The 15,655-nt window shown below is 70.8% G+C and carries 15 protein-coding genes; 8 read left to right on the forward strand and 7 right to left on the reverse strand.

Features of this window, described 5'->3' with window-relative positions; all coding sequences use genetic code 11:
* Positions 1-25: 25 nt before the first annotated feature.
* A complete protein-coding gene (locus ACIHCQ_RS06080) occupies positions 26-178 on the reverse strand; it encodes a hypothetical protein (RefSeq protein ID WP_399272458.1) in 153 nt (50 codons plus the stop codon).
* Between the two features lie 150 nt (positions 179-328).
* Here ACIHCQ_RS06080 and ACIHCQ_RS06085 point away from each other — a divergent pair, with 150 nt between their 5' ends.
* The gene (locus ACIHCQ_RS06085) at positions 329-1,252 is read left to right on the forward strand and encodes an NYN domain-containing protein (protein ID WP_399658446.1); all 924 of its coding nucleotides are present in this window, start codon (positions 329-331) and stop codon (positions 1,250-1,252) included.
* Positions 1,253-1,285: 33 nt separating this feature from the next.
* On the opposite strand, the gene ACIHCQ_RS06090 is transcribed toward ACIHCQ_RS06085, so the two are convergent.
* Together ACIHCQ_RS06090 and ACIHCQ_RS06095 are read right to left on the reverse strand one after the other, a co-directional pair.
* Positions 1,286-2,140: an alpha/beta fold hydrolase gene (locus tag ACIHCQ_RS06090; RefSeq protein WP_399658447.1), complete on the reverse strand. Its 855-nt coding sequence runs from the start codon at positions 2,138-2,140 to the stop codon at positions 1,286-1,288.
* 109 nt (positions 2,141-2,249) lie between these two features.
* Positions 2,250-4,340 (reverse strand): DEAD/DEAH box helicase, encoded by a 2,091-nt coding sequence (locus tag ACIHCQ_RS06095; RefSeq protein ID WP_399658448.1) that lies wholly within the window; start codon positions 4,338-4,340, stop codon positions 2,250-2,252.
* Between the two features lie 521 nt (positions 4,341-4,861).
* On the opposite strand from ACIHCQ_RS06095, the gene ACIHCQ_RS06100 reads away from it, so the two are divergent.
* Positions 4,862-5,587, forward strand: coding sequence for a ferritin-like fold-containing protein (locus ACIHCQ_RS06100; RefSeq protein ID WP_399658449.1), 726 nt, complete (start codon positions 4,862-4,864; stop codon positions 5,585-5,587).
* Between the two features lie 101 nt (positions 5,588-5,688).
* Here the strand turns inward: ACIHCQ_RS06100 and ACIHCQ_RS06105 are convergent, their stop codons facing one another.
* From ACIHCQ_RS06105 to ACIHCQ_RS06120, 4 genes are all read right to left on the reverse strand, one after another.
* A complete protein-coding gene (locus ACIHCQ_RS06105; RefSeq protein WP_399658450.1) occupies positions 5,689-5,961 on the reverse strand; it encodes a hypothetical protein in 273 nt (90 codons plus the stop codon).
* A 239-nt stretch (positions 5,962-6,200) separates the two neighbouring features.
* A complete protein-coding gene (locus tag ACIHCQ_RS06110) occupies positions 6,201-6,428 on the reverse strand; it encodes a DUF3107 domain-containing protein (RefSeq protein ID WP_399658451.1) in 228 nt (75 codons plus the stop codon).
* Positions 6,429-6,593: 165 nt separating this feature from the next.
* On the reverse strand, positions 6,594-7,235 hold the full coding sequence (locus ACIHCQ_RS06115) for a TetR/AcrR family transcriptional regulator (protein WP_399658452.1): 642 nt from the start codon (positions 7,233-7,235) through the stop codon (positions 6,594-6,596).
* 146 nt (positions 7,236-7,381) lie between these two features.
* Positions 7,382-7,627: a hypothetical protein gene (locus ACIHCQ_RS06120; RefSeq protein WP_399658453.1), complete on the reverse strand. Its 246-nt coding sequence runs from the start codon at positions 7,625-7,627 to the stop codon at positions 7,382-7,384.
* Between the two features lie 123 nt (positions 7,628-7,750).
* On the opposite strand from ACIHCQ_RS06120, the gene ACIHCQ_RS06125 reads away from it, so the two are divergent.
* The 6 genes from ACIHCQ_RS06125 (at position 7,751) to moeZ (ending at position 15,597) form a co-directional block, all read left to right on the forward strand.
* Complete coding sequence (locus ACIHCQ_RS06125; protein WP_399658455.1) at positions 7,751-8,716, forward strand: alpha/beta fold hydrolase; 966 nt, start codon at positions 7,751-7,753, stop codon at positions 8,714-8,716.
* A gap of 8 nt (positions 8,717-8,724) precedes the next feature.
* Positions 8,725-10,206, forward strand: a complete 1,482-nt coding sequence (locus ACIHCQ_RS06130) for a DUF3152 domain-containing protein (protein WP_399658456.1) — start codon at positions 8,725-8,727, stop codon at positions 10,204-10,206.
* 178 nt (positions 10,207-10,384) lie between these two features.
* Positions 10,385-12,094: a glycosyltransferase gene (locus ACIHCQ_RS06135; protein WP_399658663.1), complete on the forward strand. Its 1,710-nt coding sequence runs from the start codon at positions 10,385-10,387 to the stop codon at positions 12,092-12,094.
* A complete protein-coding gene (locus ACIHCQ_RS06140; protein WP_399658457.1) occupies positions 12,091-13,197 on the forward strand; it encodes a hypothetical protein in 1,107 nt (368 codons plus the stop codon). Before ACIHCQ_RS06135 ends, ACIHCQ_RS06140 begins: the two co-directional genes overlap by 4 nt.
* Before the next feature lie 130 nt (positions 13,198-13,327).
* Complete coding sequence (locus tag ACIHCQ_RS06145) at positions 13,328-14,293, forward strand: NAD-dependent epimerase/dehydratase family protein (protein ID WP_399658458.1); 966 nt, start codon at positions 13,328-13,330, stop codon at positions 14,291-14,293.
* Positions 14,294-14,418: 125 nt separating this feature from the next.
* Entirely contained in the window at positions 14,419-15,597 is a 1,179-nt protein-coding gene (gene moeZ / locus ACIHCQ_RS06150) for an adenylyltransferase/sulfurtransferase MoeZ (protein WP_399658459.1), read from the forward strand.
* Positions 15,598-15,655: the final 58 nt, after the last annotated feature.

Genomic DNA, 15,655 nt, shown 5'->3' on the forward strand with positions numbered 1-15,655 from the left:
TTAAGCTTCTTAAGCTTCGTAAGCATTATGAGGCCGAAGATTCGGCCGGTCGGATGTAGATGCGCTGGCCTATCGAAGCGGCCTGCTGCACGATCCGGTTGACGGAGGCGGCGTCTACGACAGTGCTGTCGACGGCGGTGCCGTCGACATCGTCGAGACGCATGATTTCGAAGCGCATGGCTTCTCCCTTCGTCTGATCCTCCTGCTGGAGAACTACTGAGAACTACTGACTGTGTCTCTGTACGGGTACAACGAGATGCACCCCTGCAAACATTCCCTACGCTAACGAAATTTTTTGAATGCCTAACTATCTGGCTGGCGGCACCGTATGAATGAGCACGTTATGGACTACCTGGACGACGTCGGGACCGAGGCAATCGGAGCCCGCCTGGAGCGCACCAATGAGCTTCTTCAGCGGATGCTCGCCGAGGTCGCGAAGACCCCTTCCACTCACGCCATCTTCGTGGACGCGGGTTACGTCTATGCTGCGGCCGGGTTGCTTGTGGCGGGCACCGAGGACCGGCGCTCCTTCGACCTGGACGCGGAAGGGCTGATCGAGGCCTTCATCGACAAGGCCCGCACGATCTTCGCGGACAGCAGGCTGCTGCGGGTGTACTGGTACGACGGGGCCCGGCGCCGTATCCACACCCCTGAGCAGCAGTCCATCGCGGGACTCCCGGATGTGAAGGTGCGCCTGGGCAACCTCAACGCGAACAATCAGCAGAAGGGCGTCGACTCACTCATCCGTACGGACCTGGAGTCGCTCGCCCGCCACCGCGCGATCAGCGACGCGGCGCTCGTGGGCGGCGACGAGGACCTCGTCTCGGCGGTCGAGGCGGCGCAGGGGTACGGCGCGCGGGTCCACCTGTGGGGCATCGAGGCCGCGGACGGGCGCAATCAGGCGGAGCCGCTGCTGTGGGAGGTCGACAGCCAGCGGACGTTCGACCTGGACTTCTGCGGCCCGTACATCACGCGCCGCCCGGTCACGACGTACGAGAACGAGGGCGCGCCGCCGCCGTCCCGCGAGGAGGTGCGGTTCGTGGGCGCGCAGATCGCGGCGATGTGGCTGGTGGAGCGGGGGCGGGAGGCGATGGCTGAGGTGCTGCCGGGGCATCCGTACCTGCCGGGGCCGGTGGACCAGGACCTGCTGATCGAGGCGGAGAAGGTGCTACAGCGGTCGCTGCGGGGGCACGCGGTGCTGCGGCGGGCGCTGCGGGACGGTTTCTGGCAGCACCTTCAGTCTCAGTACTGAGCTAAGTGCTGAGTTCAGTACTGGGAACTGAACTCAGTTCTGAGCGACCTGCTCGTCCCAGAAATCGATCAGGGCCCGTGCCGTCTCCTGGGGGCGGTCGGTGTTCGGCGAGTGCTCGGCGCCGACGATGACGGTCCGGCGGGCGCCGAGCCGCCGCGCCATCGCGTCGAACTGCGGCACCGGCCAGGTGTCGTCCCGCTCGCCGGACAGCACATGCTTCGGCAGCGGCTGTACGGCGGCGAGCTCATCGACCCGGTCGGGTTCGACGGTCAGCGCGTGGCCGGTGGCGATCAGCTGGGCGGGGTTGTGGGACAGCCAGCGGCGGCGCAGGTCCTCGCCGTCGACCTCGGCGTCCTCGGGCGGATCGAGCGCCTTCATGGCCTCCCAGACCTTCTCCATCCCCATCACCGTGAGGGCGTCGCTCAGCAGCCGGACCTTCTGCTGCTGGGCGAGGACGATGTGGGCGGGGCCGGAGGACATGAGGGTGAGGGTGGTGAAGGGGGCGGCGTCGAGCAGGACGGCGGCGCGGGCGATCTGCCCGCCGAGGGAGTGGCCGACCAGATGCACGGGCCCGCCGACGGCCTCGGCCTGAGCGAGCACATCCTGCGCCAACTCGACCTGGGTGTACGCCTGTCGGTCGTCCGGTCCGGCGGTCTCGTACTGCCCGCGGCCGTCGATGGCGACGGCACGGTAACCCGCGTCGGCGAGCGGCTCAAGGAGAGCGATGAAGTCCTCCTTGCTGCCGCTGAACCCGGGCAGGAGCATGACCGTCGCCTTCGCGGTGCCGGCGGCGGGCTGAGCGTCGAGCGTGGCGAAGGGGCCCCGGGAGGTGGCGAGAGCGCGGGTGCGGGCGCAGGGGGGCGGGATGAACGTGGGCGGCCGACTCATGCGATGAGGCTAACCCGGGGCGGTCGGCGGCGTGGCGGTGCTCCCCGGAAACGCCGATGGCCCGGTTCCCGCAAGGGAAGCCGGGCCATCGGCGTCTGTACGGGGGGCGTCAGCTCTCGGGCTGAGCCGCCTTGACCGCGCGGGAGCGACGGCGGGGCTTGGTCTCCGGCTCGGCGTCGACCGTGGCTGTGGCTGTGGCTTCGGTCTCGACCGCTACCGGTGCGACGGCCTTGACGGCGCGAGTGCGGCGGCGCGGCTTGGTCTCCGGTTCGGCCTCGGTTGTGACCGGTGCGGCCTCGACCGTCTCGACGGCCTTGACGGCGCGGGTGCGACGGCGGGGCTTGACCTCGGGTTCGGCCTCGGCCTCGGTCGCTACCGGTTCGGTCTCGACCGCTACGGGTGCGACGGCCTTGACCGCGCGGGTGCGGCGGCGCGGCTTGATCTCCGGCTCGGCCTCGGCGTCGACCGTGGTCGTGGCTTCGGTCTCGACCGCTACGGGTGCGACGGCCTTGACGGCACGCGTCCGGCGGCGGGGCTTGACCTCGGCCTCCGGCTCGGTTGCGACCGGTGCGGCCTCGACCGTCTCGACCGTCTCGACGGCTTCGACGGCCTTCGCAGTACGGGTCCGGCGGCGCGGCTTGGTCTCCGGCTCGGCCTCGGTCGCCACCGGCTCAATTACTGCCGGCTGGACCACTACCGTCTCGGCCTGGGCCGACGCTCCCACACGGGTGCGGCGACGGCGGCGCGGGGTGCGCGGCTCCGGCGCGGCTCCGGCCGCCTCATCAGTCAGCTCCGGCGCGGCCGGAGCTGTGGCTGTCGCCGAGGCGGCAACCGCTGCCGCCACCGCGGGCTCGACGCCGTTCGGCGTGGACCCGGCGCCACGGGTACGGCGGCGCTGGCGCGGGGCACGGGCCGGCCGCTCCTCACGTGCTTCACGTGCGGGAGCCGGGCCCGACGACGCGGACGACGCGGACGACGTGGATGACGCGGACTTGCGGCCTCGGCCGCCCGTCTCGCCGAGGTCCTCGATCTCCTCGGCGCGCAGACCCGCCCGGGTCCGCTCCCCACGCGGCAGCACGCCCTTCGTGCCGGCGGGGATGGACAGCTCCTCGTACAGGTGCGGCGACGTGGAGTACGTCTCGACCGGGTCCGGGAGCTTCAGGTCCAGCGCCTTGTTGATCAGCTGCCAGCGCGGGAGGTCGTCCCAGTCGACCAGCGTGATCGCGATGCCCTTGGCGCCCGCGCGGCCGGTACGGCCGATGCGGTGGAGGTAGGTCTTCTCCTCCTCCGGCGACTGGTAATTGATGACGTGCGTGACGCCCTCGACGTCGATGCCGCGAGCCGCGACATCGGTGCAGACCAGGACGTCGACCTTGCCGTTGCGGAAGGCGCGCAGCGCCTGCTCGCGGGCGCCCTGGCCGAGGTCGCCGTGGACCGCGCCGGAGGCGAAGCCACGCTGCTGAAGCTGGTCGGCGATGTCCGCCGCGGTCCGCTTCGTACGGCAGAAGATCATCGCGAGCCCGCGGCCGTCGGCCTGCAGTATGCGCGAGACCAGCTCCGGCTTGTCCATGGAGTGCGCGCGGTACACGTACTGCGCGGTGTTCGCGACGGTCGCGCCCTCGTCGTCCGGCGAGGTGGCGCGGATGTGCGTCGGCTGCGTCATATAGCGACGGGCGAGGCCGATGACCGCGCCCGGCATGGTCGCTGAGAACAGCATGGTCTGGCGCTTGGCCGGAAGCATCTTGATGATCTTCTCGACGTCGGGCAGGAAGCCCAGGTCGAGCATCTCGTCGGCCTCGTCCAGGACGAGCGCGCGCACGTGCGAGAGGTCGAGCTTCCGCTGTCCGGCGAGGTCGAGAAGGCGGCCGGGGGTGCCGACAATCACGTCGACGCCCTTGCGGAGCGCCTCGACCTGAGGCTCGTACGCACGGCCGCCGTAGATCGCGAGCACGCGGACGTTACGGACCTTGCCGGCGGTCAGCAGGTCGTTGGTGACCTGCTGGCACAGCTCGCGGGTGGGGACGACGACGAGCGCCTGCGGGGCGTCGGTCAGCTGCTCGGGCTTCGCCCGGCCCGCTTCGACGTCCGCGGGGACCGTGACGCGCTCCAGGATCGGCAGGCCGAAACCGAGCGTCTTGCCGGTGCCGGTCTTGGCCTGGCCGATGACATCGGAACCGGAGAGCGCGACGGGGAGCGTCATCTCCTGAATGGGGAACGGGGACAGGATGCCGACGGCCTCAAGAGCCTCGGCGGTCTCGGGAAGGATCCCAAGATCCCGGAAAGTTTTAGGCTGCGTAGTCAGGGTGTTGCCTCTTCTGTGAGACGCGGCATGAGGCGAACGATGGGGGTCGTACCGCGCCTGGGTACTGGGCCGGCCTTGGATTGGCCGGATGGCGCGGGACCACTGCCTTCGCTCGAGCGTCGTGCCGCTGAGGGGGCCCCTCAGCTGCGGTCGTACGCGCTATTGCGCACAGTCCGCGTGGAGGGCGGTCGGGGCGGAGCCGATCGGGCCACCGACCGGGCATCCTCGAGGGAGCTCTGGGAGAAAAACTCCCAGTCATACACTGCGATCGCCCACCGAGTAACCAGAACGCTCGGCAGGCGCATTACCACTGTACCCCGGAATCGCGCATGTGTGTTGGGTGAATTGGTGGGAACCGAAGTGCGGGGGTGATTGACCAGGACCTTCCCTCGCGCAATGAGCGGGCTATTGTGCGCTTCATGCAGACGCCTGACAATGCCCCTGAACCCACCGGGATCGCCGCCCAGGACTGGGCCACGGCATCCGCCGACCCCCAGTACCGCGCCGCTGTTGTGGATCTGCTGGGCGCGCTCGCGTACGGCGAGCTGGCGGCCTTCGAGCGGCTCGCCGAGGACGCCAAGCTCGCGCCGACGCTCGGCGACAAGGCCGCGCTGGCGAAGATGGCCTCCGCCGAGTTCCATCACTTCGAGCGGCTCCGCGACCGCCTCACCGCCATTGACGTCGAGCCGACGGCCGCGATGGAGCCGTTCGCGCAGGCTCTGGACGACTTCCACCGCCAGACCGCGCCGTCGGACTGGCTGGAGGGCCTGGTCAAGGCGTACGTCGGCGACTCGATCGCCAGTGACTTCTACCGTGAGGTCGCGGCCCGGCTGGACACCGACACCCGCGCGCTGGTGCTGGCGGTGCTCGACGACACCGGCCACGGCAACTTCGCGGTCGAGAAGGTCCGCGCCGCGATCGAGGCTGAGCCGCGTGTCGGCGGACGGCTCGCGCTGTGGGCGCGACGGCTGATGGGCGAGGCGCTGTCGCAGGCGCAGCGGGTGGTGGCGAACCGCGACGCGCTCTCCACGATGCTCGTGGGCGGCGTCGCGGACGGCTTCGACCTCGCGGAGGTGGGCCGGATGTTCTCCCGGATCACCGAGGCGCACACCAAGCGGATGGCGGCGCTGGGGCTCGCGGCCTGAAGCGGGCCCGTAGCGGGGGAACGCAGCCGCGGCCTGAGGGCGTGCCTAGAGCGGATGCGGATTCTCCGGCGCCTCAGGCTGCGGCGGCCGGTCGTGCGGCGTCAGAAAGGGAACGCCCGGCGCAGTCGCCGCGCCGAGGGGCGGATCAGCAGCGAGAGCAGTACGGCTCCGATGGCCGCCGCGCCCACCAGCGTCGCCAGCAGGTGGCCGGGGCCGAGCGCGGCATGCGTCACATAGGCGCCGAAGAGCGCGCCGAGCGGGCCCGTGGTGAAGACCACGCGCCGGGCCGGGAGGCGGTCGGGCAGCTGCCCGACCGCGGCCCAGGCGAGGGCGAGCCCGAGCAGGACTGAACCGAGCGTTTCCAACAGGAGCACTGCTGATCACCTCACGGACGCCGGGGCGGGCAGATCGTTTCGTAGCCCGTACTACCCGTCGTCCACGGAAAGCAACCCTCCGCGACCACTCCGCTACGAGCGGAAGACCACCCGAACGACCAGCGGAACCACCGGCGGAACGACCAGCGGATGAGGGCCCGGCGGGGATTCCGCCGGGCCCTCATCTGTCTGTCATGTTCTGGTCGCTTATGACGGCCCCAGAGCGTTGCTTCGCGGTGCTACAGCGCGCCGAAGCCCACGCGTCGCGCCGCCGGCTCGCCGATCTCGACATACGCGATCCGGTCGGCCGGCACGAGGACCTTGCGGCCCTTGTCGTCCGAGAGGACGAGCAGCCGCACCTTGCCGGCGAGCGCCTCGCCTACCGCGCGCTCGACCTCCTCGGCGGACTGCCCGCTCTCCAGAACGATCTCCCGGGGCGCGTGCTGCACGCCGATCTTGACCTCCACGGCTATGTCCCTTCGAACGGTCAGTGTGTTGCGCGGTCAGCCGCGCTGGACGCAGCACACATTAGCCCGGTGAGTGCAGGCGGCAGGGATCCGAGGTCAACGCCAGGAGCGAACACCCCGCATTCCCCCTCGGCCCTCGCGTCGTCCCTTGCGCCTCAGTGCTGGTCAGTGCTGGTCGGCGCCGTGCAGCGGGAAGCCCGCGATGCCCCGCCACGCCAGTGACGTCAGCAGCTGTACCGCGGTGTCGCGCGGGATGACGGAACCGCTGGAGAGCCAGTAGCGGGCGACCACCTGGGAGACCCCGCCCAGGCCTACGGCCAGGAGCATCGACTCCTCCTTGGACAGGTCCGTGTCCTCCGCGATCACATCGGAGATCGCCTCGGCGCACTGGAGCGAGACCCGGTCCACGCGCTCGCGCACCGCGGGCTCATTCGTCAGGTCCGACTCGAAGACCAGCCGGAAGGCCCCGCCCTCGTCCTCGACGTACGCGAAGTACGCGTCCATCGTCGCGGCGACGCGCAGTTTGTTGTCGGTCGTCGACGCCAGCGCCGTACGGACCGAGTCCAGCAGCGACTCACAGTGCTGATCCAGCAGAGCCAGGTACAGCTCCAGCTTGCCCGGAAAGTGCTGATAGAGCACGGGCTTGCTGACGCCTGCCCGCTCGGCGATGTCGTCCATCGCGGCCGAGTGGTAGCCCTGGGCCACGAAAACCTCCTGGGCAGCGCCCAGAAGCTGGTTCCTGCGGGCTCGGCGTGGCAGACGCGTGCCTCGCGGGCGCGCCGCCTCTGTCTGCTCGATGGCTGTCACGCCGCCTCCCAAAATTTCTTCCGTGCGCGCTGTGCGCCGCGCCGCCATCGTACTTTTGGGTAACCCGACTGTGCGTGTCGCGGACGCAGAATTTCACGGACCGGACGGCCGCGGTAGCTCCCGATTCGGGGGCAAAAAGGGGCAGGTCACCGGTAGTCGTCCTCATCCATGGCGACGACCCGGGCCTGTTCCGCGGCGTCGGCCTCATTCGCGGCGTCGGGGTTGATGCCTGTCAGCGGGTCGTCGTGCTCCGGCCGCACCTCTGTGCGCTGCTCGGCGGCATCGGCCTCGGGCACCTCTTCATCACGTTCATCACTCGCGGCGTCCCGGTCGTCGGCTGCTTTTTCTTCGATTTCCTCGAAGGTTTCCGGATCTGTGGGATCTACAGGCATGCAGCACCGCTTTCCATGGAGAGCGCCTTTACTACGAGCGTAGGAGGTACCCCCTTGTGGCGCTATGCGATGTGTGACGCCGAACACACGATCCAGCGTGTGATCGTCTCGTAACATTGCCGCATGTCTTCGACCGAGCTGCCGGGAGTCCGCGCCGCCACTGCCGCCGTGTCCCCGAGGGTCGCGACCGTGCGCGTCGCCGAGGGCGAAGAGCTTCGCGCCGTCGCGCTGCCCGGACTGACGCTCACCGTCAGAGCCCGGCCACCGGCCCGCGCCGGTCTCGCGCCCGCCCTGTATGTGCACGGTCTCGGCGGCTCCTCGCTGAACTGGTCCGACCTGATGCCGCTGCTCGCGGACGTCGTGGACGGCGAGGCGCTCGACCTGCCCGGGTTCGGCGACTCCCCGCCGCCGGACGACGGCAACTACTCGCTCACCGGCCACGCCAGAGCGGTGATCCGCTACCTCGACGCCGCCGGGCGCGGGCCCGTGCATCTGGTGGGCAACTCGCTCGGCGGAGCCGTCTCCACCCGCGTCGCCGCCGTCCGGCCGGACCTCGTGCGTACGCTCACGCTGGTCTCGCCCGCCCTGCCCGAGATCAGGGTGCAGCGCTCGGCCGTGCCCACCGCGCTGGTGGCACTGCCCGGAGTCGCCTCGCTCTTCAACAGGATGACCAAGGACTGGACGGCCGAGCAGCGCACCCGGGGGATGCTGGCTCTGTGTTACGGAGATCCCTCGCGCGTCACCGAAGAGGCGCTGCGCCACGCCGTGCAGGAGATGGAGCGGCGCGTCCAGTTGCCGTATTTCTGGGACGCCCTGGCGCGCTCCGCGCGAGGCATAGTCGACGCGTACACCTTGGGCGGACAGCATGGGTTGTGGCGACAGGCGGAGCGGGTGCTTGCGCCGACACTCCTCGTTTACGGAGGACGGGACCAGCTTGTCTCGTATCGTATGGCTCGCAAGGCAGCGGCGGCCTTCAGAGTTTCCCGGCTGTTGACGCTTCCGGACGCCGGCCACGTTGCGATGATGGAGTACCCGGAAATGGTCGCCCAGGCCTTCCGGGAACTGCTGGACGACTGCGGTAGGAGCTGATCCGGGGCGTGGGACGACACAGCCGTAAAGGCCCCGCACCCAAGGGCTCCGGCTCCGGCGACGGGGCCGGTACAGGGCCGGGTACGGGCGCGGGCGCGGCCACCGGCACGGATACGGCGGCCACCGGCGAGTGGGAAATTGTCGGCGAGAGCTCGGGCGGCGGGCGGCGCAGGCACGCCCCCGGGGCCGGTCCTGAGCAGCACGCACCTTCTGGATACGGCACGTCCCAGGCACGGGGCGGACACCCCGAGCAGCACGAAGCGGGCGGCGGCTGGGGCAGCACGCCGCAGTCCCCGTCGCAGTCCTCGTCTTCGTCCTCTTCCTCTCCCTCGTCCCCGTCCTCTTCGTCGGCTTCGTCGGCGCAGCGGTTTGGCGACTGGCCTCGTACGGCACCGGGCGGAGCCCGCAAAACGGGGCCACGCCCCGAGTTCGTACAGGCGTTTGAGGCTTTCGAGAACTTCGACGCCTTCGGGCAGACGCAGGCCGCAGGGCGCGCGTCGCCGTCCGATTCGCTCGATCCGTACAGTCCTGTCGTCGGCGCGGACAGCGAGTCGAACGGCGACTCGAAGCGGAAAGACAGGGCCACGGCGGACGAGCCTGACCCGTCCGACCCGTCCGACCCGTCCGACCCGCCCGGGACTCCCGGGAAGGAACCCGTCAAGGGTGGCAAGGGGCGCACCTTCACCGGGATCGCGGCAGCCGCGGTGATCACCGTGCTCGGGGTCGTGGTCGCGGGACAGGTCATCAGCGACAGCCGCGACAAGCCGAGCGCACAGTCCGGCGACCCGGACCGGGCGGCCGCCAAGAGCCCGGCATCCCGCTCGAACGCCCGCTTGGTGCCGCCCAAAGCCGGAGCGCCCGCCGTGCCCGTTGCCCCTGCCGCGCCGGTCACATACGCCAAGCTGATGGCCACCCAGTTCACGCTCGACCCGAAGCTCACGGCCTCGGGCAGCTTCACGGCCGTGCCCGGCTTCGAGAAGGCGCCGGGCAAGGGCCGCAAGGTCCCCTATCGGGTGGACGTCGAGAAGGGCCTCGGCCTGGACGGCACGCTGTTCGCCAGGGCGGTCCAGGAGACCCTGAACGACGACCGGAGCTGGGCGCACGGCGGGACGATGTCGTTCGAGCGGATCTCGTCCGGCAAGCCGGAATTCGTGATCACGCTCGCCAGCCCGGGAACCACCGCTGTCTGGTGCGCGAAGTCCGGTCTCGATACGACCGTCGACAATGTCAGCTGCGACTCCGCGTCGACCGACCGCGTGATGATCAACGCGTTCCGCTGGGCGCGGGGCGCGGAGACGTACGGCCCCAAGGCGATGCTCGCCTACCGGCAGATGCTCATCAACCATGAGGTCGGGCACCGGCTCGGCTACGGTCATGTGAACTGCAGTACGCCGGGCGCGCTCGCGCCGGTGATGCAGCAGCAGACGAAGACCCTGGACGTCGAGGGGATCAAGTGCCGAGCCAACCCCTGGGTGTATCCCACGGGCTGAGCCGTAGGCCGTAGCGAGAGAGAACGCTGGGCGCGCAGGAAAGTTACGTGCATTCACCCCTTCCGGTGGCGCGATGGACAACCGTCCGTCGCGCCACCGTCGTATCCGCTTAACGTCGTCCCGCTGCGAGTCGCCGGACCAACGGCGGCCCACCATGAGGGAGATCGAAGGTGCGCTCGTGCGGATCGGACTGCTTACGGATGGTGGTTCCCCGTGTGCGGCGGGTGAGGCCATGCTGTGGTGCGACCGGCTCGTGCGCGGGCTCGCGCAGCACGAGTTCGACGTCTACGCGCTGAAAAGCGCCGCCCGGCGCGAAGAGCGCGACGGGAACAGGCGCGCGTACGGACGGCGCGAACGGCGTCTCTTCGTCGGTCACTTCACGGACCTTGTCGCCGCCGTCTGCGCCGGCGGCGACAAGAGCGACGGCTTCGCCGAAGGGCTCTACGGACTCGCCGAACTGACCCGCGTGCACGGCGGACTCCACGCCGCTCTGCGCTCCGAAGCATCCGTACGCGCCCTGGAAGCCGCCTGCCGCGCCCCTGGCGCGCACCGCGCCGTGCACGCCGCGACCGTCGCCGACCACCTCGCCTTTGCCGACCTGCTGGAGCGCGCCCTGCGCCCGCTCTCGCTGGGCTGGTATGGCGCGGACGTACTGGGCGCGGTGGACCTGTGCCACGCCACCTCCGGCGGGGCCGTTGCCCTGCCCGGTCTGCTGGCCAAACGCTTCTTCGGCGTGCCGTTGCTGGTCACCGAGTACGACGTACGGCTGCGCGCGCACTACCTGGCCGCGGGCGACAGCGGACCGGGCGGGCTCAGCGCGCCCGCACGGGTGCTGCTCGCCGCCTTCCACGGCCTGCTGGCGGGCGAGGTGTACGAACAGGCCTCCGTCATCACGGCGGGCAGTGCCCATGTACGCCGCTGGCAGGAGAAGTGCGGCGCCGACCGCGCCAAGCTGCGCGTCGTCTATCCCGGGATGGAGGCGGACCGTTTCGCGGCGGTGGGCGAGGGCGACGGGACCGGGGACCCGTACACCCTCGTCTGGGTCGGCCGGACCGAGCCCGCCAAGGACCTCGTCTCGCTGCTCCACGCCTTCGCGGTCGTGCGCAGGGAGGAGCCGCGGGCCCGGCTGCGGCTGTTCGCCGCGCCCCCGGAGCCGGGGTCCGAGGCGACGACGTACCTCGCGCACTGCAAGGGGCTGGCCACCGCGCTCTTCCCCGACGGAGCGGCCGACGGGTACGCGTCCTTCGACAACGCCGTCTCCTTCGAGGAACTCGGCGGACCCGGGGCGCCCGGGACGCCCGGAGTACCCGGGATCACCGACGCGGAGGCTTACGCCTCCGGAGGCGTGGTCGTCCTCTCCAGCATCGTGGAAGGCTTCCCGGTCAGCCTGGTCGAGGCGATGTTCAGTGGCCGCGCGACGGTTTCCACGGACGCGGGCGCCGTGGTCGAAGTCATCGGTGGTACGGGGCTGGTGGTGCCCGCGCGCGACCCGCGGGCGCTGGCGGACGCCTGCCTGGCGCTGTTGCGCGACCCGGAGCGCCGGGAACGGCTCGGCGCGGCGGCGCGCGCCCGTGCGCTGGAGCTCTTCACGGTCGATCAGCACCTGACGGCGTTTCACTCCAGCTATCTGGAGCTCATCTCGCACTCCCCGGTACGGCGCGAGGCGGCGGCTCTCGACGCCGACGGTGAGCCGCTGCCCTTCGCCCACCCGCCCGAGGCCCATGTGCCCGGCCGCTGGGCGGGCAGCGGCACGGCTTCGCGTGGCCGTACCCCGCGCTGGGCGGAAGAGCCGGATCCGAAGCTGGTCGGCGCGGCCGTAACGCCTGTATCGGCGGTCTCGGCGGTCTCGGCGGTCTCGGCGGTCTCGGCCGAGGAGGCAGGCTCATGAACACCGCCCGTACCACCGTCCCCGAGAGCGCCGGCGAGGGCTATGCCGACCCCGTCAAGGCGCTCATGCACCGCCACCGCGAGCTGTGCGAACGCGCCGTCGACCCCCTGGAGATCGCCGCGGGCCTCGAAGCCCACGGCGTCACCGACCGGACCGCCGCCCGTTTCCGCCACCGCGATGTCTTCTCGCTCGCCGAGGAGCTGTACGCGCGCGTGCCGCACGGAACAGAGTGGGAGTCGTCGGGCGAGGCGGCGGCCGTCGGCCACTCGGCGTGCGCCACCGACCCACGCGCCCGGCGCGCACACCTCGCGCTCCATGCACTCCTCCCGCTGCTGCCGGGCACCGTCTGTGCCCTCGCCGTCATCGGCACGGAGGCCACCGAGGGAGCGGTTCGCCTCGCCGCCGGGTCGGTGGGCGGGCTCGCCGTCGCCGCGGCGCTCGCGGTCTGCCTGCGCTACGGATCACTGCGCGCAGTGGAGCGCACCGCCCCGGCCGTACGCCTGTGGACGTGGACGCTCTGGCTGCTGGCGTACACGGCGTACACGGCGTACGGCGCGGGGCTGCCCGCCCACCTCGCCGCCCCCGGCCGCCCGCTCGTCGGACTCGCGTTCGCCGTCGCTCCCGCCGTGTGGTGCGCGCGCCTCTTCGCCGTACGCGCGCGGCGCGGGCTGGACTCCAGCCGCGGGCTTGCGGAGTTCGCGTCCGGGGCGCGCCCGCTGCTGCTCGGGGTCGTCGCCCTGTACGTCAGCGCCCTCGCCGCGCTCCTCGTAGTCACCGACCTCGTCCTCCCGCACGGTGCGCTCGTCCCCGTCACCGCCCTCGGCACCCTGCTCTTCCTGGCGCGTCTGCTCATCGTTCACGGCTTCCCCAGGTCCGCGTCCGCGGGCCTCGCCACCGCCTGCGCGATCGAAGCCGCCGCCCTCGCCCTCCAGCCGGCCGCACGGCTGCTCCCCGGCTACGGCTTCCTGGCGAGACCCGTAGAGGCGGTGACCGGAGCGTGGGGCGCCGGAGCCGTACCGGCTCTCGCCTGCGGGGCCGCCGCCCTCGGACTGCTGGCCCACGCCACCGCGGCCCTGTCCCGGGCCTCGGCGCACGTCCACTGAGAGCCCAGGCAACACCCGGGCAACACCAGGCATCACCCTCGGCAACACCCTCGGCAACACCTTAAGGAGACAGCGACATGACCCCCGAATCCCCAGTTCCGGCCCGTCGGCACCGAGGGGCGGGCACGCGATGAGGGTGCTCCTGCTCGGTGCCAATGGATTCCTCGGCCGCTTCGTCGCCGACCGGCTGCTCGCCGACCCCGCCGTGCACCTCACCGCCCTCGGGCGCGGTGACGACGCCGACGTACGCTTCGACCTCGCCGGAGGCAGCCCCGGCGCGCTCACCCGCTTCCTGGGCGCGGTCCACCCCGGCGTCGTCATCAACTGCGCGGGCACCACCCGCGGCGGCGCCCGCGAACTGGCCCGCCACAACACCGTCGCCGTCGCCACCGTCTGCGAGGCCCTGCGCCGCAGCGGCTGCGGCGCCCGGCTCGTCCAGCTCGGCTGCGCCTCCGAGTACGGGCCCTCGCAGCAGGGTTCGTCCACCGCGGAGGACGCGGTGCCGCGCCCCGGCGGCCCGTACGGCGTGAGCAAGCTCGCCGCCACCGAGCTGGTACTCGGCGCGGGCCTGGACGCCGTCGTGCTGCGGGTCTTCTCGCCGGTCGGTCCCGGCACCCCGGCGGGCTCCCCGCTCGGCCGGCTCGCCGAGGCGATGCGCCGCGCCATGCAGGCGGGCGACGGCGAGCTCAAACTCGGCGGCCTCGGCGTCCAGCGCGACTTCGTCGACGTACGGGACGTGGCGCGCGCCGTGCACGCCGCCTCTCTGTCCGCGGCGCAGGGCGTCGTCAACATCGGTACGGGTCGTGCTGTGCGGCTGCGCGACGCCGCCGCCGTCCTGGCGCGGGTCGCGGGCTACGGGGGCGGGCTGCTCGAACTGGACACGCCCTCCGGCAGGCACACGATCGGCGCCCCACGCAGCGAGTCCGTACTGGACCACCTGACGGCGACCGCGACCCCGGCGCCGTACCCCGACGGCTGCGGCGGCTGGCAGCAGGCGGATGTGCGCACCGCCCGTGACCGGCTCGGCTGGCGGCCCCGTATCAATCTCGAAGAGTCCCTGGCGGACATCTGGATGGAGGCGGCTTGCCGCATCTGACCACTGCCCGGCTTCTGGGACGGCATCGTCTCGCAGACCGGACCGGGTGTCTCGGAATGAGGAGGACCGTGGCAGTGTTACGGACAGAACAACCGTACTGACTCACACCGACCGACGGAGCCCCCGTGTCGTTGCCACCCCTGGTAGAGCCAGCTGCTGAGCTCTCCGTAGACGAGGTCCGCAGGTACTCCCGCCACCTGATCATTCCCGATGTGGGAATGGACGGGCAGAAGCGGCTGAAGAACGCGCGTGTGCTGTGTGTGGGTGCCGGCGGCCTGGGTTCGCCGGCGCTGATGTATCTCGCCGCGGCGGGCGTCGGCACGCTCGGCATCGTGGAGTTCGACGAGGTGGACGAGTCGAACCTGCAGCGCCAGATCATCCACAGCCAGGCGGACATCGGCCGCTCCAAGGCCCAGTCCGCGCGCGACACGGTCCTCGGCATCAACCCGTACGTGAACGTCGTCCTCCACGAAGAGCGGCTCGAAGCCGAGAACGTGATGGAGATCTTCTCCCAGTACGACCTGATCGTTGACGGCACGGACAACTTCGCGACCCGCTACCTCGTCAACGACGCCTGCGTACTGCTGAACAAGCCGTACGTCTGGGGCTCGATCTACCGCTTCGACGGTCAGGCCTCGGTGTTCTGGTCCGAGCACGGGCCCTGCTACCGCTGCCTCTACCCGGAGCCCCCGCCCCCCGGCATGGTTCCGAGCTGCGCCGAGGGCGGCGTGCTGGGCGTGCTCTGCGCGTCCATTGGCTCCATCCAGGTCAATGAGGCCATCAAGCTCCTCGCGGGCATCGGCGAGCCGCTGGTCGGCCGACTGATGATCTACGACGCTCTGGAGATGCAGTACCGCCAGGTCAAGGTCCGCAAGGACCCGGACTGCGCGGTCTGCGGTGAGAACCCCACCGTCACCGAGCTCATCGACTACGAGGCCTTCTGCGGCGTCGTCTCCGAGGAGGCGCAGGAGGCGGCGGCCGGTTCGACCATCACTCCCAAGCAGCTCAAGGAGTGGATGGACGACGGCGAGAACATCGACGTCATCGATGTGCGCGAGGTCAACGAGTACGAGATCGTCTCGATCCCCGGCGCGCGGCTGATCCCGAAGGACGAGTTCCTGATGGGCACCGCCCTGCAGGGACTGCCGCAGGACAAGAAGATCGTCTTGCATTGCAAGACGGGTGTCCGCAGTGCGGAAGTACTCGCGGTGCTGAAGTCGGCGGGCTTCGCGGACGCGGTGCACCTCGGCGGCGGCGTGATCGGCTGGGTCAACCAGATCGAGCCGACCAAGCCGATCTACTGAGCCCAGCGGAGATCTGCGGGGCCCCGGACCAGTGCTCTGGCCCGGGGCCCCGGCATTT

Origin of the sequence: Streptomyces sp. NPDC052236 (genome assembly GCF_044548015.1) — a bacterium.
GTDB lineage: Bacteria > Actinomycetota > Actinomycetes > Streptomycetales > Streptomycetaceae > Streptomyces.